This window comes from Bacillus sp. FSL W7-1346 (assembly GCF_038593335.1).
GTDB lineage: Bacteria > Bacillota > Bacilli > Bacillales > Bacillaceae > Bacillus > Bacillus altitudinis.
Genome location: NZ_CP151988.1, coordinates 3,037,622 through 3,062,297 on the forward strand (window position 1 = coordinate 3,037,622; position 24,676 = coordinate 3,062,297).

Sequence of the window (24,676 nt, forward strand, 5' to 3'; positions counted from 1 at the left end):
TGTTTCCTCATTTCTTATCGTTTTTTGAATCGCTTGCTACTTTTTCAACTTCGTCGTCTGCTTTCTTCGTTTCTTCAAGGGCTTTATCAAGTCTGTGCTCAATCACATTGAGTCCATCTACCGTATTTTCATCGATTGTCTTAATCGTTTTAGGTGTTTCATCAATTAAGTATTGATACCCTTCGCTTGCTTTGACCAAATGCTCATGTGCTTTTTTGTAAGCAGCAGGTGCGTTCTTTTTCGCTTTTACGTCATCGACAACTTTTTGCAGATCATCTAGTGATTTTTTAACGTTTTTAGCCCATTGGTCGTCGGTAGGGTCAGCCTCCATCATACGCTTTGCGTATGTAAGCATAGCATCTTCAAGATCGCTTCGATTTGATTCGTACCAATCAGCGTATTCTTTTTCTGAGGCTTTTGTGTCACCGCATGCTGCACTAAATGCTAAAAGCATGACTGACATCATAATTACTGCCAATATCGATTTTTTATTTCCTGACTTCATAAGTACTTATCCTCCTAGTTTACTTTCAACATTTTTGTTGAGATTTTTCCAAATACCGAGTTTGTTCGCAATTTTCTGCTTTTACATTGAACAATTTGTTCTATCTTTTTCATTTAATTAAATAAATTTTCGTAAGAATATAGTAATGGTTAAATATCCCTACATTTCATCATCGGCTAAATGAAGATGTTTGTTTAGAAATTAATTCAATTTTTATAACATAAAAATACTATATTGGAAGATATCCTATGTTTTTTAAATATACAACTATTATTAAATAAAAACATAAAAAAAAGACGCTATTCATAGCGTCTTTTTTTGAGTAATTAGATTTTCATGATGCCAGACCCACACCAAGGGCTTTCAAACCCTTGATACGACTGCATTCTAAAAGTTTTGATGGAGACGGTGGGAGTCGAACCCACGTCCAGAGACATCGATTACTTAAGCGTCTACGAGCGTAGTCAACATATTTACGTGTTCACTCATCCTCATGCCTGCTGACGGGCGCTTGGAGAGCTAGTCTGATGGATCTCTTCTTACGTCCTCAGACGAAAACGTAAGCGTAGCCTACTTCATTGGGCTCCTCACAGACACATAGGCGATGTCAGGAAGAGCTCGCTGCGCTTATTAGGCAGCTAGTGCTAAGTTTTGGTTAAAACTTTTAGTTTTGCCAGTTACATTTAGGTGCGTGTTAACGAGATCGCCTCTCGGCTCGCAGCCTAAGCTCGAACCATCCCTGTCGAATCCGTAACGTCCCCTTGTAAAAGGGATATACGGGATGGAAACGTTCTTTCGCTTAACTGCTTCCGTATATGACTATTATAACAATCTCATCGCTCGAAACAACTGGTGGTTTCTGTAAAAAAACGACGATGATTGTTTACTGCATAACATATTGTAGCATAATGCTTCCGCTCTCAGCAAGCCATCTGCATCAGGCTAGAATTGCTTTTGACGATCACGGAAAGCTCGCTCGATTTCACGTTTCGCATCTTTTTTCTTCAGATCTTCACGTTTATCATATTTCTTCTTCCCTTTACCGACTCCAATTAGCACTTTGGCAAAGCCATTTTTCAAATAGAGTTTAATGGGAACAAGTGAGTAGCCTTCTTCCTTTGTCGCACCAATCAATTTACTGATTTGTTTGCGGTGGAGCAGCAGCTTTCTCGTTCTGAGCGGATCATGGTTATAACGGTTCCCCTGCTCGTATGGGCTCACGTGCATATTGTGAAGAAACACTTCTCCTCGTTCGATTTTGGCAAAGGAATCTTTTAAATTCACTTTTCCTGCTCGAATGGATTTGATTTCAGTTCCTTGTAATACAAGGCCGGCTTCATATGTTTCTTCTATAAAATAATCATGGTTGGCTTTTTTGTTTTGGGAAACAACCTTTCCCTCTCCCTTTGGCATTGGCGTACACCCTCCTTTTGACACAGACACGGTCCAAATCGTACGGATTATTTTATCAAACAATCCAGCTTTCGACAATGCTGCTGCCACGTGGTCAAAAAGCAAATAGAGCGTGATGCCCTATTTGCTTTTTGTCACGTTACTTTTTCTTTTTGCGCTTTTGTTTCGGTGCGTTATCAAATACGCGTTTTTTCTTTTTCTTCTTTTTACGACCAGTAAACCAGTCGCCGCCTTTATCCTCTTTGCCTTTTTCTCCAGAGGCCTTTTGACCTCCGCGTCCTTTTTTGGCTGGTGGATCTGTCCGTTTTTTGAACTTGAAGTCTTTTGGTGATTTACGGCGAGTGCCTTTCATCCCGACGATTTCAAAATCAATGGAATGCTCATCTTTATTCACACTCACCACTTTGACAGTGATTTCGTCACCGATACGGTAGACATTCCCTGTCCGCTCACCGATCATGGCAAAGTGCTGTTCATCAAAACGATAGTAATCGTCTGTCATGTAGCTCACATGGACAAGGCCTTCTATCGTATTCGGCAGTTCAACGAATAGTCCGAAATTCGTGACAGAACTAATCATACCATCAAACTCTTCACCGATTTTATCAAGCATAAACTCTGCCTTTTTCAGGTCATCTGTTTCGCGCTCAGCATCAACAGAGCGGCGCTCCATTGTAGATGCATGATCTGCGATTTCTGGCAGCAGTTGGCCCCACTTTTCAAGGGTCGCTTCGTCTGTCTTTTTCTCTATTAAATAGGTTCTGATCAGCCTATGCACGATTAAATCCGGGTAACGGCGGATCGGCGATGTGAAGTGTGTATAGAATTCCGTTGATAATCCAAAATGGCCAATGCTTTCTGGATCATACTTCGCCTGTTTCATAGAGCGAAGCATCACAGTTTGAATGACGACTTCTTCTGGTTGATCACGGACGGCATCAAGTACACTTTGAAGTGCGCGCGGGTGAATGTTCGTTGACGTCCCTTTGACGATGTAACCAAACGTCGTCACGAACTCTAAAAAGCGCTGAAGCTTCTCAGGATTTGGTTCTTCGTGAATTCGGTAAATGAACGGAACATTCATCCAGTGGAAATGCTCGGCAACTGTTTCGTTTGCCACCAGCATGAATTCTTCAATTAGTTTTTCGGCAACAGAACGTTCACGAATGACTACGTCTTTTGCTGCGCCTTCATCATCTACAAGCACTTTTGCTTCCTTGAAATCAAAGTCGACTGCTCCGCGCTCCATTCGCTTGTCACGCAGAATTTCTGCAAGCTTCTCCATCTCTTGGAACATTGGTACTAACGGCTCGTATTTGTCTAAAAGCTCTTCATCTTGATCAACTAAAATCTTATTCACATCGGAATAGGTCATTCTTTCCGTCGTTTTGATCACACTTTGGAAAATTTCGTGTTTGACGACTTTCCCACTTCGATCAATGATCATTTCACAAGAGAGTGTAAGACGATCTACCTTCGGATTCAACGAGCAAATGCCATTTGACAGGCGATGAGGAATCATTGGAATGACGCGGTCGACAAGATACACACTCGTTCCACGCTCATAGGCTTCCTGATCAATCGGAGAGTTTTCCGTTACATAATGAGAGACATCCGCAATATGCACACCCAGTTTGTATTTACCATCATCCAACTTTTGCACAGTAACCGCATCATCCAAGTCCTTTGCATCTGCACCGTCAATCGTCACGATCGTTTCATTGCGCAGATCACGTCTGCCTTCTAAGTCTTTTTCATCGATCGTTTCAGGTGTGTCTGCTGCCTGCTGGAGCGCTTCTTCCGGAAACTCACCTGGTAGACCGTGTTTATGAATAATCGACAAAATATCGATGCCAGGGTCATTTTTGTGACCAAGGATTTCCGTCACTTCACCCTCTGCACTCATTCTTCCTTCAGGGTAGCTTGTCAGCGTCACAACGACTTTATGACCTTCGACCGCTCCGTTTTTAGCGGATTTTGGAATGAAGATATCGTTTGTGATTTTTTTATCATCAGGAATGACAAAACCAAAACTTTTCGTTTCTGTATAGGTACCGACAACCGTCTGAGTATTACGCTCCAGAATGCGGATGACCGTTCCTTCTTTTTTGGTGCCATTTGATTTGTGGCTGACACGAACCATGACGGTGTCGCCATTCATTGCTGTGCCTAGCTCATTTGGCGGAATGAAAATATCATCCTGTCCAAACTCTTCTGGTGTCACAAATGCAAATCCTTTTGCATGCGCAGACAGCTTTCCTTTGACCAAGTTCATTTTTTCCGGTACACCATAGCGGTCGCTGCGGGTTCGGACGATAAGTCCCTGATCCTCTAATATCACAAGTGCTTTGACGAGCTCTTTATAATCATCTGGATTGGTAATTTCCATCATGACTTCTAATTCTTGTACCGTTAATGGTTTGTAAGCCTCTTCTTGCATAAACGCAAGTAATTCATCCATAAATTCTTCTTTTTGCACACTCTAACCCCCTATATATTTAAATTGACCAATCGAGTGATTCTAAGAATGCATATACATCCTGATGAACCTTCTCCCGCTCTTTATCAAGCGTGATGACATGGCCCGATTCTTCATACCACTTTAAATGTTTTTCATCTGTCTCTACTTCGTTATAAATAATGTTTGCACTGTCTGTATTAATCATATGATCATGACGTGCCTGAACAACAAAAGTAGGTGAATAAATCATGTCAACATTGTTTCTGACATCTGCAATGAGTTCTTGAAGAGCCTTGAGTGTACCCATTGGTGTTTTCTTGAACTCTTCCATCTCTTGCTCAATTTGATCCTCTGACTTACCCTCGAATTTTTTATAGTTACGGGCATAATCTAGTACACCCTGGTACATGACTTCTTCACTTTTTATGTACATAGGTGCACACATAGGTACAATTCCCTTTACAGGTACAGTGTAACCTAATTTTAATGAAAAAACTCCTCCGAGGGATAGTCCGCAGACCGCAATTTCCTCATAACCTTCGTCTTTTAAAAATTGATAGCCTTCTTCTACATCTTTCCACCAATCTGTAGGACCTGTATGAACAAGCTCCTCTGGCGGTACACCGTGTCCTTTGTATTGAGGTGCATGGCATGTATAGCCTCTTTCATTCAAATAACGCCCAAGCATACGAACATCGGCTGTATTCCCAGTAAAACCGTGAAGAAGAAGCACCGCCTTTTCTCCACCTTTAAACGTAAATGGTTTTGGTGTAACAACTTTCATGATGTGACTTCCTTTCCTTCTGATATGGTGTATATTTTCCACTTGTATGTATGAAACAAACACAAAAGAGTGCTGATAATAAAAAAAGGTCTGAAAAAAGATCAGACCTTCTGTTACTCGCGCCTACACGCCTAAATATGCCAATGCAAGTGTTAAGATGAAGAAAAGCACTGACAAAATGACAGTTAATCGGTGAAGAATCAAGTCAAGACCTCTCGCTTTTTGCTTACCGAAAAGCTGCTCGGCTCCACCTGAAATAGCGCCTGACAGTCCTGCACTTTTACTTGATTGTAATAATACAACGATGATAAGTGCGATACTGACAATTACGAGTAATGTGATAACAAATGCGTGCATGAAAACACCTCCAGACAAACTGGTACACATAACTTTATTTTACATGAAAACAAGGTGCATGTCACGAAACATCAAAATAAAGATTTCCTATATATTGTCGACTTTATTTGTCATTTTGATTCAATTTCGCTCCAATGGATTGTATGCAGCATTTTTTATATGCAATTTTTGAGGTTAAAAAACGTTTTTAGCGAGTTGCTTCTTCTTTTAAGAGCTGTTTTAATTCTACTAACAGCCGTTCAGCTCCTTCAGGACTCAGCACGACGTTACCATTTCCATAGCTTTTGTTGTATTTCGTTATTTGACCAGTTAATAAGCAGCTCTTATCTGCATCATATTTTTTCAGCATAATGGTTTGATCTTCGATGAAAATTTCTAACAGCTGCTCTTCTTTTATATTGAGCACCTTCCGCATTTCTGAAGGCAGAACAATTCTGCCAAGCGAATCAATGTGTCTTACCATTCCAGTTCTTTTCAATGAAGCCGCCTCCTTTATGATCATAAGATGATTTCATTCATTGACTTTTGTCAACATCTTCATAGTAAAATAAATCTTCAAATTTTTTATCAAAGTAATGAATCATTTTGCCAATGACAAGCTGCCCTGGTTTCCGGTGACCATTCAATACCCTGCTGAGTGTGGCAGGAGAAATGCCAATTTCATCTGCGAGCTGATTTAAAGACATATCGTTTTCAATCATATACTGCATCACAAAAGCCCGCCTGATCTGAATCTTTTCGACCATCATTACAACCTCCCTATAGGATCAATATGTACAACATGTAGGACTCTCATATCTCCTGGATTCATTAACTTATGTCAACACTTTTACGCCCTTTCTATTTCCTTTGGTCAATGATCATACTAAAATAAGTCATATACTGAAATGTGAGGTTCGATGACATGAATCACTTTGGTGAACAATTACGCATTTTAAGAGAGAATAGAAAGATGTCTGTCAATCAACTCGCCATGTATTCAGGCGTAAGCGCTGCCGGTATTTCTCGGATTGAGAATGGAAAGCGTGGTGTGCCAAAGCCTTTAACCATAAAAAAATTAGCACGCGCTTTGAAGGTGCCTTATGAGGATTTAATGCTGCTTGCCGGTTATATTGAACAGGAAAAAGTGCATGAAATGAAACCGAAATATGAGTCCATATTAAAAATCTATCAAACGGCGCTTCAAAAGGATGTAGAACATCTCCCTATTTTCGATGGAGACCAATGGGAAACACTCACCGCACAAGACATCATCCAGCTGAATCAATACTTTCTCACGCTCATTAACCAAAAAAAGGCGAACAAATAGCGGGGCATAAACTTAAGATACATCCACCATTAACTAATGTCAATATTTTCATGGTGCACTTATTGCCAATAGTCAACAAATCAGGTACACTAGAGATAACTAATCTTTAACCATGTGAGGTTTTGAGTTGATGAACTTCGGTGCATATTTAAGAGCATTACGTGAGAAAAGGAAACTATCGGTGAACCAATTAGCGATGTATTCAGAGGTCAGCGCTGCTGGTATTTCTCGGATTGAAAACGGGAAGCGTGGCATTCCGAAACCTCCTACAATTAAAAAACTAGCAGGTGCATTAAAAGTACCTTATGAGGACATGATGCAGGCTGCAGGGTATATTGAAGAAGCATCTTCTGCCCATGTCATAAAGGAAGAAGAAACGGCTTTTACCCAAATAAAAGAAGCAGCAGAGCAATATGAACTTGATGATCTTGAAATATTTAATGGGGACATATGGTCCACCCTTTCTAAACATGAGATAGAGGATTTAAACCGCTATTTGTTATTTCTACTAAACAGCCGTTCGTCATCGTAAAATGTTTTGATCATTGACAAGCTTTTTGCGCCGATTTTTGACAGAATTACGGTATAATGGGTTCAGATTGGAGTGAAGAAAGATGAATCAATCTGATATGTGCCCGCGGTTTGAAAAAGCAGTTGAGTTATTAAGTAAACGCTGGGTGGCACTGATTGTTTTTCAGCTTCTCTCAGGTTCACAGCGCTTTAGTGAAATCGAAGCAGCTCTGACCAACTTAAGCGGAAGGGTTTTATCTGAGAGATTAAAAGAGCTGGAAGCAGCAGGCATTGTAAAACGGGAGGTTTTTGCTGAAACACCCGTGCGTATTGAGTATTCATTAACTGATATGGGGCGCTCACTTGCACCCGTTTTTGAGGAAATTGCGAAGTGGTCCTCTGAATGGATCACACTTGAATCATAAATGTCTCCTGATGTGAGCCGCCTAATCATGATAAAAAAACCTCCCCTACAGATGTAGAGGAGGTTTTGTCTTTTCAAGCATTTATGCGGATGTCATGTTTTTTTCAGCTAACGCCTTGCTTTCTTTTTTCTTGTTGGTTGGGCTTAAATAGCGTTCAAGCCAGCCCATGACAAGGTCGGCAATAATGGCCATGAGCGCAGTTGGAATAGCACCTGCTAAAATAATGGCTGTTCCGTTTGTCGCGTTTGATCCTCTGATGATGATATCACCAAGTCCTCCAGCACCAACAAATGTCCCAATCGCTGTAATACCGATTGCGATCACAAGTGCGGTTCTTAAACCAGCCATAATGACAGATAAAGCAAGCGGTAATTCAACCATTCTCAGCACTTGCCATTTCGTCATACCCATCGCTTTCCCCGATTCTAAATAGGCATGCTCAATGCTGACAATACCTGTGTACGTGTTACGGATAATCGGCAGAAGCGAATACAAAAAGAGTGATAAGATGACTGTATTTGCGCCAAGTCCTAATACAAGCATCAACACAGAAAGCATCGCTAACGCTGGAATGGTTTGAATGACATTGGTTATTGCGAACACCCAATTGCTCAGTTTGCGATAATGCGCCACAAAGATGCCGACTGGTATTCCGACAATTGCCGCAAACAATACCCCATACGCTGACATGAGGAAATGCCGGTAAAATTCTTCTAACACATATGAACCGTTCTGTTGATAATACGCCCATAATTGCTGCAGTGTGTCCATCAGCTCTGACACCTCCCAATCTTACTCAAAGTAATTGTGTTTCTTTAGAAAATCTCTCGCAACAGTCGCTGGTTCTTTTAGTTCTCCATCGACTTGATAATTGAGCTCTTGCATTTGTTCGGTATCGATTTTTCCAATCAACCTATTGATCACCTTGTCCAGTCCTGGATTATCTTTTAATACCTTCTCAGGGACAACTGGTGATGCATCGTATGGTGGGAAGAATCGTTTATCATCTTTTAAGATTTTGAGATTATACGCTTTGATCCGGCCATCTGTTGAATAGGCAAGCACAATATCCATTTTTTCATTTTTCAATGCGTCATAGACTAGACCGATCTGCATCGGAAAAGTGCTTCCAAATTCAATTCCGTATGTTTTCACAAACCCTTCGTAACCGTCACCTTTCTTTTTCAGCCAAATATTATCCACACCGAAGCGATAATTTTTGGCATTCTTTTTTAAATCAGAGACTGTTTCTAGGTTGTTTTCCTTCGCCATCTTCTGCGTCACAGCAAAGGCATACGTATTATCAAACCCATAGGAATCAAACCATTTGTAATCATAGCGTTTTTTGAATTCTTTCTGGACGATTTCCATTGCACGCTTTGGATCTTTTTCTGCATCCATTCCTAGCGTACTTGTTAAATCCGTGCCTGTATATCGTGTTGCCGAAATGTCGACATCCCCGTTTTCCATTGCTTTTTGCTGTACGGTATTTGAGCCTAAATTCTTCACAATGGTTGTCTTTTTATCTGTGTAATGCTCAATGATGTCTCCCACCATATAGGCCATAATTTCTGATTCTGTAAAGTTTTGTGCACCGATTCGCAGCGTGCTCCCTGAAGAGCCGGCTAGTCCAGGAAGTGAACAGCCACTTATGAATAGCAAGCATCCGGCAAGCAGTGCACTGATCCATTTTGTTTTTCTATTCTTCACATGAGCCAACTCCTTATGAAACTTCCTTCAATCCTTTTAAGCCTTCTGGTGTTACTTTTTTCTCAAGCTTCATCAATATAAGGTCAATGATGACCGCTAAAATAGTGACAGGGATTGCACCCGCAATAATGTATTCCGGCTGGTAAAGCTGAAGCCCAATTAAAATGTAGTCACCAAGACCGCCTCCACCGATAAAAGCAGCAAGTGTTGTCCACCCAATTAAATAAATCGTTGAGGTTCTAACCCCTGCCATAATGACCGGAACAGCAAGCGGCAGTTCCACAAGACGAATTTGTTCCCATGTCGTCATGCCAATCCCTTTACCAGATTCAAGCAAGTTTTTGTTCACACCTTGAACACCGGCATACGTATTTCTTAAAATAGGCAAAACGGAATAGAAAAATAGCGCAACGATCGCAGGTATTTTTCCAACTCCCAAAATAGGAATAAAAAATGCAAGAATCGCTAAACTAGGGAGTGTTTGAAAGATATTCACGACGCCGATGACAAAACCGGCGCCTCTTTTCATTCGTGTAAGAATGACGCCTAAAGGAACGGCCACGATAATGCCTAACACAACGGCAATTAAAGAAATGTATAAATGCTCCCACATTTTTGTGAGGAGTTCCCCACCATTTTTCTCAAGAAAATCGATGATTTGATCCATGTGTACACCTCCCTTAGTTCATTTCAGTGACAGCCTCCGGGGTATCTTCTCCCCAAATAGAGTCATATACGACATCTACAAGACTTGCACGTGTGACGATACCTTTTAAGTGCCCTTTTGCATCGACAACCGGTACATATTTAATGCCGCGTATTAAGATCTTTCGGACAGTATCTCTAAGAAGCGCACCTTCTTGTACTGTATAAAATTCTGTATTTAAAATATCGCCAACGAAGGCTGCTTTTCTGCGGTTTGCATCGATGGTTTCAATATCGATATAGCCTTTCAGCACATGATTTTCATCAACGACAAGCAGGGAATCAACCCGCTTTTCTCTCATAATAAAGATGGCATCTGTCAATGTTTTTTCGACGGTAATTGTGACTGGAGACGTGTTCATCATTTGTTCCACACGTTCCATATTCGGGTTTGACTGAAGTAGACGTTCTTTCCCGATGAATTCTTCTACGAATTCGTTCACAGGGTTACGTAAAATGTCATCTGGTGTGCCCACTTGGACAATCTCTCCATCTTTTAAAATGACAATGCGGTCTGCAAGTTTGATCGCTTCATCCATGTCATGTGTGACGAATACGATTGTTTTATTTAACGTTTTTTGCAGTTTCTTAAATTCTTCCTGCAATGAATCTCTTGTGATCGGGTCAAGTGCTCCAAATGGTTCATCCATCAGGATTAAAGGGGGTTCTGCTGCGAGTGCGCGAAGAACGCCGATACGCTGCTGCTGTCCTCCACTGAGTTCATGCGGGTAACGCTCTAAGTATTCCGGCCCCATATCGACGAGTTTGAGCAATTCACGCGCTCGTTCTTTTCGTTTTTCTTCCGGCCACTTCAGCAGCTTCGGCACAAGGGAAATGTTTTGTGCGATGGTCATATGAGGGAAAAGTCCAATTTGCTGAATCACATAACCAATTTCTCTTCTTAATTGGACTGGATCTTTTTTCATAATGTTTTCTCCCTCGATCAATATGTTTCCTGAGGAAGGTTCAATCAGTCGGTTAATCATCTTCATGGTTGTCGTTTTACCACAGCCACTCGGTCCAATAAAACAAATAAATTCTCCTTTTGCTATTTCTAAATCAATATTTTTGACAGCTTTTTTTCCGCCTTTATACGTCTTAGATACATTCTCTAGTTTCAGCAAATGAGACACCTCCAATTAGTCGGATATATATTTTCAGAAAATTTACACCTTATTTATTATAGTGCAAACTTTATAAAATAAAAAGTTTACGATGTGTTTGTATTGCATAAGATTTATTTAAAATTTTCAGTTAACGGCCTGATATGTACCGATCCCTCCTTTTTTCTCCAACTTACGAGCAAATACTCAATATTTATTGTTTTCATGAACAAACAGGTATATGATATATTGTGTTACAAATTGTCAGTCGTGAAGGGATGAAGCGGGGAATGGACAAGCAAGCGTTAGGCGCCATTCAAAAAGCACAGGATCATTATATTGAAAAAGCTGCCGAGAACATGAATGCCTTTGGTCTTTCTGCCACAGTGGGTAGAGTGCTTGGTATCATTCATATGAACCGTAAACCAATGACGCTCGGTGAGCTCTCAGAGGCGACCGGCATGAGCAAAACAAGAATGAGTCAAGTCGTTCGAGAAATGCTTGATCTGAATATTGCTGAAAAGGTTTATGAAAAAGGAATACGCAAAGATTTATATGACGTTGAGCAAGATCAATATCAAACCTTTATTTCATTGTTTGCAGCCAATTGGTCACGTGTTGTCAGCAAAAATCGCAAGGCACATAAGAAGACATGCAAGGAATTGCTGGAGCTGCTTGAACAAGATGACCTGCCAGAAGAAACAGTAGATAAAATCAATCTTCTTCTTTCAGAAATCAAGGAAAGTCTCGATTATTATGACTGGATTAGCCGGTTAATTGAGTTCTTTGAAAGTGAAGAAGTATTTCAACATGTGCCAAAACCTTAAAAAAAGCTGTTTTATTTTACAATTTTGTAGAAGAAAACAGCTTTTTTATATACACTTATGACATTAGCATTGGGAACATCCCTTTGATCCCTGCGCCAATCATCTCTACTGCCACAACAGCTAGAATCAATCCCATTAATCGTGTCACGACATTCATCTCTGTTTTCCCCATTTTTCGCATAATGAAACTTGAATAATGAAATGCATAATAGGTCATGGCAAGTACAACCACAATGCCAATAAGAATCGCAAGCAGATGAAGCGTTACTTGGTGGCTTCCTGGCGTTAAGCTCATGACAGTCGCAATTGTACCAGGTCCGGCAATGATCGGAATGGCGAGCGGGGTCACCGAAACATCGGCCTTCTCTTTGCTCTCTGCCTTTTCATCCGAATGAGGGTTTTGAACATGTGATTCTTTTGCATTCAGCAAATTGTAAGCGATACCAAAAATAAAAATACCTCCGGCGATACGGAGTGCATGGATATCAATGCCAAACAATTTGAAAATGAGCCTGCCTGCCAAAAGAAAGGCAATCAAAATCATAAAAGACACAACAATCGCTTTTTTGGCCGTCTGGGCGCGTTCTTTTTCTGAGTAGCCTTCTGTTAAAGTGATGAAAAGAGGCACGTTTCCAATGGGATTTGAGACAGCAAATAATGACACAATGACATGAATCATAAAGGAAATCAACAGACACCCTCCTTTTTTCATAGTGTCTGCTAATCTGATGCGAATATTCCCTTGTTCTGTTAAAACCTGGTTTGTTTTAACCGATGATAATAGAGGTTTAACGAAAGGGGAATAGAACATGAAAAAAAACATCACGATCATTGTCCTGTCTGTGATCATCCTAGGTGCAACTGGCTGGATTGTGTGGCAGCAGCAGTCGCTCACCGCGGCAGAGAAAAAACACCAGCAAGAAATGAGAAAGAATGATGAGCAGCTGACACAATTAAAGTCAGAAGGAACGGATATGAAAGATGAAATGGATGGTCAAAAAAAGGAATTGTCCACCGTCACAAACAAGCTGAAGAAAGAAAAGAAGGCGCATCAAAAAGAAACCAAACAGCGTAAAGCGCTTGAGTTAAAAATAGATCAGCTTCAAAAAGAACTGGCATCAGCGAAAGCAACGGCTCAAGCGAATAAGCAGGCAGCACAAACGACTAGGAAAACAACTGTTAAGAAAGACCCAAATGTCACCCATCATCCTCCTTCTCAATGGGTGCAGGATCAATATGATTGGGGTGTTAAACAAGGGTATATCAAAGAATAGAGAGGATGAAATGATTTGATACAGATTCGGCCATTGTCTCATGATCAATCTGTCCCTATGGATCTTTTACTATTAGCTGACCCTTCAACTGAAAAAGTCCTTGCCTATGTACAATCTGGTTCTTGTTATGTTGCTTTTCATAAACAGGACATGATTGGTGTGTATGTTCTGACGCCTCTGTCTCAGCAGACAGTGGAAATCATGAATGTCGCCGTGAAGGAGTCATGGCAAGGTAGAGGAATTGGGAAGCAGCTGATCCGCCATGCTATTTCAGAAGCCAAGGCAGCTGGCTTTCATACAATTGAAATCGGCACAGGCAACTCTAGTATTCAGCAGCTCGCCCTTTATCAAAAATGCGGTTTTCGTATGGCGTCTATCGACCACGATTTCTTTCTGAAGCACTATGATGAACCGATTTATGAGAACGGTATTCAATGTATGGATATGGTGCGGTTGTCACTCGTTCTTCAAGCAGACTGACTTCATTCAGCCTGCTTTTTTTATGTTCTGCTCTTTTTCACTGCATGAATCACATATTGAATCAAGAAGTAGAGAGCGGCACCCGCTAAAAAACAGACCACGCACCCAAAGAGCGTTGCCTCTGAGCTGAATTGATACTGTTCAATTTTCATGATATAAAATGGCATACCAAATAGAGTTGGACTTGATTCAACATGATGAACCTCTAGCAGCATTAAAAATACTGGCGTCATAAACACAGCAAACACATAAAGCATCGCAAGCGTTAAACCGCTAGAAAACGAATGAAATACTTTAACCATTTAGTTCTCTCCTTTCATCTCTTTTAAACTGGCGATGATATTTTTCCCGTCTGGGCAAGCTGGATGCAGCATCACTGTATTTAATAAAGAAAAAAGCAGCAATGGATGCGTCAATGGATGCCTCCATATGAAGAAAAGCACACCCGAGCAGATCACTGGAAACACAGGACCTGCAAGTGCGACCATCATATTAAAACCCGGCCGTGAAAATTTCTCATGGACAATCGACACGTGCTTCCAATCGATCATCACCACATAATCAAAGATGGGTTTTTTTTCGATTTTGTTGCACACCATCACCATCAGGATATGTCCGAGTTCATGAATGAGCACAACGGCTATTAAGCAAAATAAAAGCGTCATCATCGCACAATCGGCCTCTTTAGCATGGCAGCATATATGAAGATGAAGAATGCGGCTGAACAAGCCATATAGGCAGTTGAGAGCAGCTGGATATTTGCTGAAAGCCACTGGACTAAAAGCATATCCAACATACTGAACACAGCAATCATCATCACGATCACAAACAGTTTATTAAAATCACTAATCTTCACGACAAACCCGACACATGCCGCCATGACAGTGATCAATAAAATGGACAAACTTGCCAAACCGTGCCCTTCACTTTCAACCCCAATCATGAAATAAGCAAGCCCGATATAGACAAAATAAATCAATATATTCATTGTGTAATAAAATAAAATTCTTGATAATAAATAGGCACCCTTTGATGTATTTAACATAAAAATGGCTCGCTGATGGAGATGATATTCCCTGCCAATCATCAGAGGAAGCATAATAAGGATCTCCTTTAAGGCAAACTGCACAATAAAAGCAAACAGCCAGCCAATCTCTTCCGGAGTAAAGATGAATGGGAGACCTATCGTGAAACAGACAAGAAACAGGAACAAAATACCTTGTTCTTTAAACACAGCTGATCGGCTAAAATAAACAAGCTCCTGCCGCAGATGTGTGAAAAATGAAGAATCCGATCTGATTTTTTGGTAAGAAAACGACTTCACCTCTACCTTTAGCTGCAAAAACATCCGATTGACATAACAAGCCGCCAAGCCCTTCAGCCAAAACCACCCTGCACATAGAAAGATCACCAGAAATACAAGATAGATAGACGGCCATACGTGAATCATCTCAACCGCTTTTTGAAAAAGGAGAAACACGAAAGCACCAAGCGTCACAAATCCGAGCGTTTGCAGCAGTAAATGCTCTTTTGTTTTTGATATAAAATGGCTCACACCAATGCGTATCAGCATCCAAGAAACAAGCGTATAGAGCGCCAATCCAAAGCAAGTGATCCCTACCACAATGATCCAATACAAAGATAGTGTAACGCCGCTAATGATCAGTCCTAATAGGATGGGTAAAAAAAGCAGACCAAGCATGATGAAACAAAACAGCACTGGAAAGAAATACACACAAAGGACAAATGAGACACTTTGCATCGCACTATTCAAAAAGAAAAACTGATACTCTTGACGCTTCATTTTATGACGGGAAAAGACAATACCTGCTCCCAAAAGCAGCAGGGTCATTTTCACAAATTGAAGGTATAAAGCAACTGGTTCGCTCTCCCCTACTTGCATAAAAAAACGCAGGCTCATGACAACGTATATGGCGTAGATCAGCAATAAAAAAACGGCTGCGGCGAGAAGCTGCAAAGGATATTTTTTGCCGAGCTGCTTGATTTTCGTTGTGAGCATGCCCCATTCTATTTTATGAAGAACGTGTCGTGTCCAAGTCATTGAGCAACCTCTCCACCTGCATATAGTAATCTTGATTCACTTCTTTATAAATATCCTCAAGTGCTTGATGAGGGAATGTTTTGTTTGTTTCTTGACGTGACATATCCAGCTTGATATCACCGTTTCTTAAGATCATGAGGTGATCATACAATGTCTCACCAAAGCCCAAATGATGGGTAGAAATGAGAATGCCTGCGCCTTGATCTCTCAGCTTCATGAGCACCTTTTTTAAGATGATCATCATATCTGGATCAAGTCCATTTGTAGGCTCGTCGAATACATAATAATCACAAGACCTAAGGAGCTGTGAAATGATTTGGGTTTTCTTTTGATTGCCATGAGACAGCTGGGCAATTGGCTGATCCATATAAGGTCTCAGCTCAAACAGATCGACGAAGGCCTCTTCTCGAGGTCCATTTCGTTTGTCTGGAAGCTGGAGTAAATGAAAATATTCTCTCGGCGTTAAATAATCAAACAAAGCATGATCATCAGGAATATAGGAAACATGTTCTTTCAAAAAGGAGATATGTGCTGAGGATTGAAAATTCAGCTGTTTACCATCTAAAGAGACAACACCCGTAAATGGTGTCAGGCCAAACATAGACTGAATCATCGTGGTTTTTCCTGCCCCATTATGCCCCAAAAGCAGAAGCATACGTCCTTTCTCTACATTTAACTGAATATCGCGGAGAGAAAAGGTGCGGCTATACGTTTTTTCTGTTAAGTGTAATGTCAGCATCATGTCCCTCCATTTATTTCAGATAGAACAGATGACCCCGCATCTGTTCTCACCATTTGTTAGAAGCCGCATTTGATTTTAATATACAGGCCTAAAAACTTGAACTCTCCTAAAAATTTCGAGCCTTTTCCAAATGTTTTGCATGCCCAAATCAAAGCGGCAGCTGTCACAATGCCTAAGATAGCGGCAAGGACATAAATCCAAAATGCATTTTTCTGTACGTTCTTAGAAGTTAGAATTCGTTGCTTCCTTTCATCATATGCCGCCAGTAGGTGAAGGACATACATGTACACACCTACTGGAAAACGAAGGCTAAAAGGATTCAGCATCTCATCACCCCCTAATATATGTAAAATGATACCACCCCCTTGCAAATAGCATAAGTTCAATTCAGATCATATTTTTAGAAGAGTTTTCATGATTTAATGCTTATAAATCGTCAAGCTCATCGTTTCGCCTCTGACTGAAGGATGATTTTTTACAAAAATAGGATATGACAAAGGAAGCAGAGCCTATTCGCTTGAGCCAGCTTTGCGTCTTTATTTCAACATAAAAAAAGCGCTGCGATACGCTCTTTTCAAAAGAGCGCACGCAGCGCGTTACTTTACATTACTTATTCAAGTTGTAGAATGTAGCAATGCCGTGGTATTGAGCTGTTTCAGCCAATTGATCTTCGATGCGAAGTAATTGGTTGTATTTCGCCACACGGTCCGTACGAGACGGAGCACCTGTTTTGATTTGTCCAGCGTTTGTTGCAACTGCAATGTCTGCAATTGTGCTGTCTTCTGTTTCACCAGAACGGTGAGAGATAACAGCTGTATAGCCTGCACGTTTCGCCATTTCGATTGCATCAAATGTTTCAGTTAATGTACCGATTTGGTTTACTTTGATGAGGATTGAGTTACCAACGCCGTTTTTGATTCCTTCAGAAAGCTTCTTCGTATTTGTTACGAACAAGTCGTCTCCTACTAGCTGAACCTTGCTACCAAGACGCTCAGTTAATAGTTTGTGACCTTCCCAGTCGTTTTCATCAAGACCGTCTTCGATTGAGATGATTGGGTATTTCGATACCATATCTTCATACCAGTCAACCATTTCAGCAGATGTTTTCACAACACCTTCGCCTGATAAATGATATTTACCGTCTTCTTTGTTATAGAACTCAGAAGATGCAGCATCCATCGCAAGTTTCACTTCTTCACCTGGTTTGAAACCAGCTTTTTCAATCGCTTCTACGATTGTTTGAAGTGCTTCTTCGTTAGAACCAAGGTTTGGAGCGAATCCACCTTCGTCACCTACAGCTGTGTTTAAGCCTTTTGCGCTTAATACAGATTTCAGGCTATGGAAGATTTGAGCGCCCATGCGAAGTGCTTCACGGAAGTTTGGAGCACCTACAGGCATAATCATGAATTCTTGAATGTCTACGTTGTTATCCGCATGCTCTCCGCCGTTGACGATATTCATCATCGGTACTGGAAGCGTTTTGGAGTTGAATCCACCAAGGTATTGGTAAAGTGGAATTTGTAAGAAATCAGCAGCCGCACGTGCTACAGCGATAGATACGCCAAGGATTGCGTTTGCGCCTAATTTCCCTTTGTTTTCAGTTCCGTCAAGCTCGATTAACATTTTGTCAATTGCTACTTGTTCAGTGACATCAAAGCCTAAAAGCTCTGGTGCAATGATTTCATTTACGTTGTTTACAGCTGTTAGAACACCTTTTCCAAGGTAACGGTCTTTGTCTCCGTCACGTAGTTCTACTGCTTCATATTCACCAGTAGAAGCACCACTTGGTACTAGTGCACGGCCAAAGCCGCCAGATTCTGTGTAAACTTCTACTTCAACTGTTGGGTTACCGCGAGAGTCTAATACTTCGCGTGCATATACGTCAACAATGTATGGCATCGTTATTTCTCTCCTTTTGAATCAATTTGTTATTTTTGAATCAATGATGTTCCTGTCATCTCTTTTGGTTTTTCAAGTCCAAGTAAGTCTAAAAGCGTTGGAGATAGATCAGCTAAAATGCCGCCTTCTCTAAGCGTCGCACCTTTTTTCGTTACGATGACTGGCACAGGATTCGTTGTATGTGCAGTATGCGGCTTTCCTTCTTCGGTAATGAGCACGTCTGCGTTACCGTGGTCTGCCGTGATGATGGCGTGTCCGCCTTTTGCAAGGATTGCGTCGACTACAGCTCCTAAGCACTCATCTACTGCTTCAATGGCTTTGATTGTTGGCTCAAGCATTCCTGAATGCCCCACCATATCTGGGTTAGCAAAGTTCAGAATGATCGCATCATGCTTATCCGCATTGATGTCTGCAACAAGCGCATCCTTTACCTCATAAGCGCTCATTTCTGGCTTGAGGTCATAGGTTGCGACATCTGGTGAATTGATTAAGATGCGGTCTTCTCCAGGAAATTCTTCTTCACGTCCACCACTCATAAAGAACGTCACGTGAGGATATTTCTCTGTTTCAGCAATCCGCAGCTGCTTCAATCCATTTTGAGAAAGTACTTCTCCTACTGTGTTATCCAAATTCACTGGTTTGAAAGCCACATAGCCATCTACCGTTTCACTGAAGTGTGTAAAGCAGACGAAGTGTAAATCCTTCGGATGTGCTTCCCCGCGGTCAAACGAGCGGAAATCTTCATTTGTGAATGTGTTTGAAATTTGAATCGCACGGTCTGGACGGAAGTTATAGAAAATCACAGAGTCGCCGTCGTTTACTTTTGCAACCGGCTCACCATTTTCTCTCGTAATGACAGATGGAATAACAAACTCATCGTAGATTCCATTTTCATAGGAGTCATCAACGACATCATAGATGTTTTGATAACTTGGGCCTTCACCATACGCCATCGCGCGATATGCTTTCTCCACACGATCCCAGCGCTTGTCACGGTCCATTGAGTAATAGCGTCCAGAAAGTGTTGCGACTTCTCCGACACCGATTTCTTTGATTTGTTCTTCAAGCTGTTTTAAGTACACTTTCGCTGTCTTCTGACCAACATCACGTCCGTCTAAGAAGCCGTGAATGTATACTTTTGTTAAGCCTTCTTTTTTCGCTAGTTTCAGCAAGGCAAAAAGATGCTGGATGTGGCTGTGCACACCGCCGTCTGACAAGAGACCGAATAAATGAAGCGCCTTGTCATTTTCTTTTGCATAAGTCATTGCATCTAGGAACGTTTCGTTTTTCTCAAATTCCCCATCACGAATGGCCACATTCACTCTTGTTAAGCTTTGGTACACGATGCGTCCTGCACCGATGTTCAAATGCCCAACTTCAGAGTTCCCCATTTGACCTTCTGGGAGGCCCACTGCCTCACCTGAAGCCGTTAAGGTTTGATGCGGGAATTCGTTCCAGTAGCGGTCGAAGTTCGGTTTCTTTGCTTGGGCAACAGCGTTACCGACTGTTTCGCCTCTTAAACCGAATCCATCTAAGATGATTAATGCAGCTGGTTTCTTACTCATATTGACCTTCCTCCAATAATTGAACGAAAGACTGAGGTTCTAAGCTTGCGCCGCCTACCAAAGCACCGTCAATATCGGATTCTGCCATATATTCTTTAATATTCGCAGGTTTCACGCTTCCGCCATATTGAATGCGAAGGCTGTCTGCCGCTTCTTGACCAAATTCGCTTGCAACCGTTTGGCGAATGTGCGCACAAACATCGTTTGCATCTTTTGCTGTAGAAGATTTACCTGTACCGATCGCCCAGATTGGCTCATAGGCAATGACAGATTCAGCGACTTGCTGCTTCGTTAAACCAGCTAGTGCTTTCTTCACTTGATCAGCGACAAGTTCGTTTGTTTTGCCTGCTTCACGCTCTTCAAGCGTTTCACCTACACAGATGATTGGAACGATGCCATGCTTGAATGCAGCATGTGCTTTTTTGTTCACTGTTTCATCTGTTTCAGCGAAGAATTCGCGGCGCTCTGAATGACCGATCACTGAGTAGCCGATGCCAAGATCTTTAAGCGCAGCAGGGCTGATTTCACCAGTGAATGCACCGTTTTCTTCAAAGTGCATGTTTTGCGCACCAATTTTAAGGTCTGTTCCGTTAGAAAGGCTGTTCAGCTTTTCAAGGAAAAGGGCTGGTGCACAGACAATAGATTCCACTTTGTCAGGAGATGGAATAGATGACTTGACTTCTTCAACGAAACTTACAGCTTCGCCAAGTGTTTTGTTCATCTTCCAGTTCCCAGCTATAATTGGTTTTCTCATGATTGACACTTCCTTATAGCAGTTTTGGTCTTATTTATCGTTTAATGCAGTCACACCTGGAAGTTCTTTGCCTTCCATAAATTCAAGTGAAGCGCCGCCACCTGTAGAAATATGGCTCATCTGATCGGCAAGACCAAATTTCTCAACAGCTGCTGCTGAATCTCCACCGCCAATGACAGAATATGTATCTTTTGCTTCTGCCAGTGCTTCTGCGATTGCTTTTGTTCCTTTAGCGAATGCATCGATTTCAAATACACCCATTGGTCCGTTCCAGACAACAAGTTTGCTGTTTTTAATGACATCAGCATACTTCTCTCTTGTCTCTGTTCCAATATCAAGTGCTTCTAGATCACTTGGAATTTCAGAGATTGGCACAATGCTTGTATTCGCATCATTTGAAAAGTCGTCGGCTACCAGAACATCTGTTGGAATCAGGAAGTTCACGCCTTTTTCTTTTGCACGGTCCATAAAGGATTTCGCTAAATCTACTTTGTCTTCTTCTAATAGAGATTTTCCTACTTCGTGGCCAAGTGCTTTGACAAATGTATAAGCAAGTCCGCCGCCGATGATCAGGTTGTCCACTTTATCAAGAAGACTTTCAATTACACCGATTTTATCCTTTACTTTTGCGCCACCGATAATCGCTGTAAATGGGCGATCAGGGTTTGAAATGGCTTTTCCTAGAACCTCAAGCTCTTTTTGCATGAGGAAGCCTGAAACAGCCGGAAGATACGCTGCAATACCAGCTGTGGATGCATGTGCACGGTGTGCAGCACCGAACGCATCATTGACATACACATCGGCTAAATCAGCAAACGCTTTTGATAATTCAGGATCGTTCTTTTCTTCACCAGGATAGAAACGAACGTTCTCAAGCACTAGCACATCTCCTTCTTTTAAGTCAGAGATTTGCTTTTTCACGTTGTCGCCGTAAGCTTCATCTGCTTTTTTCACTTCTTGTCCAAGAAGCTCTTGCAGACGTTTTGCTACAGGTGTCAGACGCAGTTCTTCAGTAACTTGACCTTTCGGACGACCCAAATGACTAGCTAGTAGTACCTTTGCGCCTTGTCCTGTTAAATACTCAATCGTTGGTAATGCTGCGCGAATACGAGTATCATCCGTCACTTTTCCGTCCTTCATTGGAACGTTAAAATCTACGCGGCAGAACACAACTTTACCTTTTACGTCAATGTCTTTTACTGATTTCTTATTCATGCTCGTCAGGAGATCCTCCTTTATTCTGGTTTCCTTACGCATTGGACAAGTCTCTCTTTATCCTTTTCCCATTTTGCCCTCATCAAAACGAGAAATCGTGCAGAACGGATAAATACAGAGAAAAAGGGAAAGGGATGCTTCCCCTTCCCTTGTCCGTCTTCATTATATCGTGTCTCTAGGAAAGAACCAAGTGAGTTCCTTCAGTGTGAGAAATTAAAGACCTTGTTTTGCAATGTAAGCTGCAAGGTCAACAACGCGGTGAGAATATCCACTCTCGTTATCGTACCAAGAAATGACTTTCACCATGCTGCCTTCCATTACCATTGTAGAAAGAGCATCGATTGTTGAAGAGTTTGCATTACCATTGTAGTCACCAGATACTAATGGCTCTTCGCTGTAGCCAAGGATTCCTTTAAGTTCTCCTTCAGCCGCTTCTTTAAGTGCTGCATTTACGTCTTCAGCTGTCACATCTTGATTTAATTCAGCAACAAGATCAACTAAAGAAACGTTAGGTGTTGGAACACGCATAGCGCCACCGTTTAATTTACCTTTAAGTTCAGGCAATACAAGTGAAACAGCTTTCGCAGCACCTGTAGAAGTTGGGATGATGTTTTCCGCAGCTGCACGAGCACGACGGTAGTCTTTATGCGGAAGATCAAGAATTTGTTGGTCATTTGTGTATGAGTGAACAGTTGTCATCATACCGCGTTTGATACCAAATTTATCGTTAAGTACTTTTGCAAATGGAGCTAAGCAGTTTGTTGTACAAGATGCATTAGAGATGACATCGTGGCTAGCTGCATCGTATTTGTCTTCGTTTACACCCATAACGATTGTGATATCTTCTTCGTTAGCAGGAGCAGAGATGATGACTTTTTTAGCGCCAGCTTCTAAGTGTTTAGCAGCGTCTGCACGTTTTGTGAAGAATCCAGTAGATTCAACAACGATTTCTACGCCTTGTTTACCCCAGCTTAATTTCGCAGGGTCACGCTCAGCTGATACTTCGATTGTTTTACCGTTCACTACTAAGTTCGTACCGTCTACAGAAACCTCTGCATCTAGTTTTCCGTGAACAGAGTCATATTGTAAAAGGTGTGCAAGCATGTTAGCGTCTGTTAGATCGTTAACCGCTACTACCTCAACTTCAGGATTGTTTAATGCTGCACGAAATACGTTACGTCCAATACGTCCAAATCCGTTAATACCGACTTTTACTGCCATGATGTTTCCTCCTTTTATAGGTCACAATGTTTTATATTGAGGGATCGATTGACTCCCTTAATAACTCTTTTGCGGCTCCTTCGTCTGTGACGAGAACCGTTCGGCGGGGTTTTTTGAAATAAGCTTCAATGGCCCCAGCCTTTGATGATCCACCAGCAACAGCAATGATGTGTGGAATGCTTTCTAAATCATCTAGCTGCATGCCGACGGAGTGCACTTTGTGGACGACCTCGCCATCACGATTAAAGTAATAGCCAAAAGCCTCTGTCACTGCGTCATGCTCATCAATCTTTTTTAAATCTTCAGCGGGTGTGTTTCGTCTCATCGCCATTGTTTTTGCTTCACCGATTCCATGAATGAGCATCGTGGATGATTTAATTGTTTGAAGCACTTCTTTGACGGACGGCTCTTCAATAATGGAAGAGTATGCACCTTCTGACAGCTGTCCTGGAACAAACAGCAGTTTGTAAGTACCGGAAGCTTTTTCAGCCATGTGGGCACAAATGGTGTTTGCCTGATTTTTTACATTCTCCCCAAGACCGCCTCTCGCAGGGACAAACATCATGTCTCTGTTTTTGGCATCAGGGGTCATCATTTCGGCAACAGCTTCCATCGTCGTTCCGCCAGTGACGGCGACGATATTATTTCCAGTAAACCTTTTTTTCATACATTGAACAGCAGCTCTTCCCATTTCTTGCTTCACCCACGGGGATTCATCGCTGTCACCAGAAACGATGATGACTTCTTCCAGGCCTAATTTCCTCTTTAATGTATTTTCCAAAAAGGTTAAACCTAAAACGTCCTTCATCATTCCTTCAAGCATTTCAAGCAAAGCATGACCTTCAGTCGTCAGCATCATACCGCTCGTTTTGACATCCAGCAGATTTTGTTCCTTTAAGAACTGAACCTCAGCTCTTAAGATACGTTCACTCAGACCAAGACTTGTCGCAAGACTTCTGCGACCAATTGGTTCAGCTAATCTGATGTACTGCAAAATGTCGTAGCGCTTTTGCATAACTGTGAGAAGATCTGGTAATAATTTTTTTTGAGCTTCCAATAAACGATTCATGGCTAACGACCCTTTCTTTTCACGTTGGACTAAAAACGTCCCACTGTGACAAAAAACGTCCCGCCACAGCCAAAAAAAATCAATCCCTGCTTTCTTTATCTATTTTAACAGGATAATCTTGCATTTTCAACTCTTACAAACACATTCAGACAAAAAATAGACACATTTTGACCGATAACCTGCTTGTCATCTAGCTTTCCGCCATTTTATTTTTTTCAAACTATTTATTTTCTTCTATATTGAATGCATTTGTCTTTGAAAAGGTGCAGGCGGTCAAAAGCCGCCT

General features: G+C 41.5%; 29 protein-coding genes and 1 other RNA gene. 6 read left to right on the top strand and 24 right to left on the bottom strand.

What is annotated here, in order from left to right:
- Positions 1-7 precede the first annotated feature (7 nt).
- The 8 genes from NST09_RS15765 to NST09_RS15800 all read right to left on the bottom strand — a co-directional run bounded on the left by NST09_RS15765 (position 8) and on the right by NST09_RS15800 (position 6,269).
- On the bottom strand, positions 8-505 hold the full coding sequence (locus NST09_RS15765; protein ID WP_342493103.1) for a hypothetical protein: 498 nt from the start codon (positions 503-505) through the stop codon (positions 8-10).
- A 397-nt stretch (positions 506-902) separates the two neighbouring features.
- Positions 903-1,266, bottom strand: a transfer-messenger RNA (tmRNA) gene (gene ssrA / locus NST09_RS15770).
- Positions 1,267-1,447: 181 nt separating this feature from the next.
- Positions 1,448-1,918, bottom strand: coding sequence for an SsrA-binding protein SmpB (gene smpB, locus NST09_RS15775; protein ID WP_008347658.1), 471 nt, complete (start codon positions 1,916-1,918; stop codon positions 1,448-1,450).
- 139 nt (positions 1,919-2,057) lie between these two features.
- Positions 2,058-4,397 (bottom strand): ribonuclease R, encoded by a 2,340-nt coding sequence (gene rnr, locus NST09_RS15780; RefSeq protein ID WP_008347660.1) that lies wholly within the window; start codon positions 4,395-4,397, stop codon positions 2,058-2,060.
- A gap of 19 nt (positions 4,398-4,416) precedes the next feature.
- Positions 4,417-5,163 carry a carboxylesterase gene (locus NST09_RS15785; protein WP_008347663.1) on the bottom strand — a complete coding sequence of 249 codons (747 nt, stop codon included), beginning with the start codon at positions 5,161-5,163 and terminating at the stop codon, positions 4,417-4,419.
- Positions 5,164-5,286: 123 nt separating this feature from the next.
- Positions 5,287-5,520, bottom strand: coding sequence for a preprotein translocase subunit SecG (gene secG, locus NST09_RS15790; protein WP_003212746.1), 234 nt, complete (start codon positions 5,518-5,520; stop codon positions 5,287-5,289).
- A 187-nt stretch (positions 5,521-5,707) separates the two neighbouring features.
- Positions 5,708-5,998, bottom strand: a complete 291-nt coding sequence (locus NST09_RS15795; RefSeq protein ID WP_008347666.1) for an AbrB/MazE/SpoVT family DNA-binding domain-containing protein — start codon at positions 5,996-5,998, stop codon at positions 5,708-5,710.
- Between the two features lie 37 nt (positions 5,999-6,035).
- Positions 6,036-6,269: a helix-turn-helix transcriptional regulator gene (locus tag NST09_RS15800; protein ID WP_008347669.1), complete on the bottom strand. Its 234-nt coding sequence runs from the start codon at positions 6,267-6,269 to the stop codon at positions 6,036-6,038.
- 155 nt (positions 6,270-6,424) lie between these two features.
- Here NST09_RS15800 and NST09_RS15805 point away from each other — a divergent pair, with 155 nt between their 5' ends.
- From NST09_RS15805 to NST09_RS15815, 3 genes are all read left to right on the top strand, one after another.
- Positions 6,425-6,829, top strand: coding sequence for a helix-turn-helix transcriptional regulator (locus NST09_RS15805; protein ID WP_035701414.1), 405 nt, complete (start codon positions 6,425-6,427; stop codon positions 6,827-6,829).
- A gap of 130 nt (positions 6,830-6,959) precedes the next feature.
- Positions 6,960-7,361: a transcriptional regulator gene (locus tag NST09_RS15810; protein ID WP_046344486.1), complete on the top strand. Its 402-nt coding sequence runs from the start codon at positions 6,960-6,962 to the stop codon at positions 7,359-7,361.
- Positions 7,362-7,443: 82 nt separating this feature from the next.
- Positions 7,444-7,764 carry a helix-turn-helix domain-containing protein gene (locus tag NST09_RS15815; RefSeq protein WP_007500199.1) on the top strand — a complete coding sequence of 107 codons (321 nt, stop codon included), beginning with the start codon at positions 7,444-7,446 and terminating at the stop codon, positions 7,762-7,764.
- A gap of 81 nt (positions 7,765-7,845) precedes the next feature.
- On the opposite strand, the gene NST09_RS15820 is transcribed toward NST09_RS15815, so the two are convergent.
- The 4 genes from NST09_RS15820 to NST09_RS15835 are packed head-to-tail and all read right to left on the bottom strand — an operon-like array spanning position 7,846 to position 11,303.
- Positions 7,846-8,535, bottom strand: a complete 690-nt coding sequence (locus NST09_RS15820) for an ABC transporter permease (protein ID WP_008347676.1) — start codon at positions 8,533-8,535, stop codon at positions 7,846-7,848.
- Positions 8,536-8,556: 21 nt separating this feature from the next.
- Positions 8,557-9,474 carry an osmoprotectant ABC transporter substrate-binding protein gene (locus tag NST09_RS15825; protein ID WP_041507780.1) on the bottom strand — a complete coding sequence of 306 codons (918 nt, stop codon included), beginning with the start codon at positions 9,472-9,474 and terminating at the stop codon, positions 8,557-8,559.
- 13 nt (positions 9,475-9,487) lie between these two features.
- Positions 9,488-10,141 (bottom strand): ABC transporter permease, encoded by a 654-nt coding sequence (locus NST09_RS15830; protein WP_007500193.1) that lies wholly within the window; start codon positions 10,139-10,141, stop codon positions 9,488-9,490.
- A 13-nt stretch (positions 10,142-10,154) separates the two neighbouring features.
- Entirely contained in the window at positions 10,155-11,303 is a 1,149-nt protein-coding gene (locus tag NST09_RS15835; protein WP_017359222.1) for a betaine/proline/choline family ABC transporter ATP-binding protein, read from the bottom strand.
- 269 nt (positions 11,304-11,572) lie between these two features.
- Between NST09_RS15835 and NST09_RS15840 the strand changes: the two genes are divergently transcribed.
- Entirely contained in the window at positions 11,573-12,109 is a 537-nt protein-coding gene (locus NST09_RS15840) for a GbsR/MarR family transcriptional regulator (protein WP_017359221.1), read from the top strand.
- Positions 12,110-12,164: 55 nt separating this feature from the next.
- Here NST09_RS15840 and NST09_RS15845 read toward each other — a convergent pair whose 3' ends face one another.
- A complete protein-coding gene (locus tag NST09_RS15845; protein ID WP_035389414.1) occupies positions 12,165-12,800 on the bottom strand; it encodes an NAAT family transporter in 636 nt (211 codons plus the stop codon).
- A 118-nt stretch (positions 12,801-12,918) separates the two neighbouring features.
- Between NST09_RS15845 and NST09_RS15850 the strand changes: the two genes are divergently transcribed.
- The gene (locus NST09_RS15850) at positions 12,919-13,383 is read left to right on the top strand and encodes a hypothetical protein (protein WP_035389416.1); all 465 of its coding nucleotides are present in this window, start codon (positions 12,919-12,921) and stop codon (positions 13,381-13,383) included.
- Positions 13,384-13,398: 15 nt separating this feature from the next.
- A complete protein-coding gene (locus NST09_RS15855) occupies positions 13,399-13,863 on the top strand; it encodes a GNAT family N-acetyltransferase (RefSeq protein WP_017359218.1) in 465 nt (154 codons plus the stop codon).
- Positions 13,864-13,883: 20 nt separating this feature from the next.
- Here the strand turns inward: NST09_RS15855 and NST09_RS15860 are convergent, their stop codons facing one another.
- The 11 genes from NST09_RS15860 to NST09_RS15910 all read right to left on the bottom strand — a co-directional run bounded on the left by NST09_RS15860 (position 13,884) and on the right by NST09_RS15910 (position 24,390).
- Entirely contained in the window at positions 13,884-14,165 is a 282-nt protein-coding gene (locus NST09_RS15860) for a hypothetical protein (protein ID WP_008347692.1), read from the bottom strand.
- On the bottom strand, positions 14,166-14,531 hold the full coding sequence (locus NST09_RS15865; RefSeq protein ID WP_342493104.1) for a hypothetical protein: 366 nt from the start codon (positions 14,529-14,531) through the stop codon (positions 14,166-14,168).
- Complete coding sequence (locus tag NST09_RS15870; protein WP_212356909.1) at positions 14,528-15,925, bottom strand: hypothetical protein; 1,398 nt, start codon at positions 15,923-15,925, stop codon at positions 14,528-14,530. Before NST09_RS15870 ends, NST09_RS15865 begins: the two co-directional genes overlap by 4 nt.
- Positions 15,897-16,664, bottom strand: coding sequence for an ABC transporter ATP-binding protein (locus NST09_RS15875; protein ID WP_017359215.1), 768 nt, complete (start codon positions 16,662-16,664; stop codon positions 15,897-15,899). Before NST09_RS15875 ends, NST09_RS15870 begins: the two co-directional genes overlap by 29 nt.
- Positions 16,665-16,723: 59 nt before the next feature.
- Positions 16,724-16,993, bottom strand: coding sequence for a hypothetical protein (locus tag NST09_RS15880; protein ID WP_008347702.1), 270 nt, complete (start codon positions 16,991-16,993; stop codon positions 16,724-16,726).
- 280 nt (positions 16,994-17,273) lie between these two features.
- Positions 17,274-18,566: a phosphopyruvate hydratase gene (gene eno, locus NST09_RS15885; RefSeq protein WP_003212752.1), complete on the bottom strand. Its 1,293-nt coding sequence runs from the start codon at positions 18,564-18,566 to the stop codon at positions 17,274-17,276.
- A gap of 29 nt (positions 18,567-18,595) precedes the next feature.
- A complete protein-coding gene (gene gpmI / locus NST09_RS15890; protein WP_017359214.1) occupies positions 18,596-20,131 on the bottom strand; it encodes a 2,3-bisphosphoglycerate-independent phosphoglycerate mutase in 1,536 nt (511 codons plus the stop codon).
- Positions 20,124-20,885 (bottom strand): triose-phosphate isomerase, encoded by a 762-nt coding sequence (gene tpiA, locus NST09_RS15895; RefSeq protein WP_017359213.1) that lies wholly within the window; start codon positions 20,883-20,885, stop codon positions 20,124-20,126. Before tpiA ends, gpmI begins: the two co-directional genes overlap by 8 nt.
- 30 nt (positions 20,886-20,915) lie before the next feature.
- Positions 20,916-22,100 carry a phosphoglycerate kinase gene (locus tag NST09_RS15900; RefSeq protein WP_017359212.1) on the bottom strand — a complete coding sequence of 395 codons (1,185 nt, stop codon included), beginning with the start codon at positions 22,098-22,100 and terminating at the stop codon, positions 20,916-20,918.
- 213 nt (positions 22,101-22,313) lie between these two features.
- Entirely contained in the window at positions 22,314-23,321 is a 1,008-nt protein-coding gene (gap, locus tag NST09_RS15905) for a type I glyceraldehyde-3-phosphate dehydrogenase (RefSeq protein WP_007500174.1), read from the bottom strand.
- Positions 23,322-23,352: 31 nt separating this feature from the next.
- Positions 23,353-24,390 (bottom strand): sugar-binding transcriptional regulator, encoded by a 1,038-nt coding sequence (locus tag NST09_RS15910; protein WP_008347711.1) that lies wholly within the window; start codon positions 24,388-24,390, stop codon positions 23,353-23,355.
- Between the last annotated feature and the right edge of the window lie 286 nt (positions 24,391-24,676).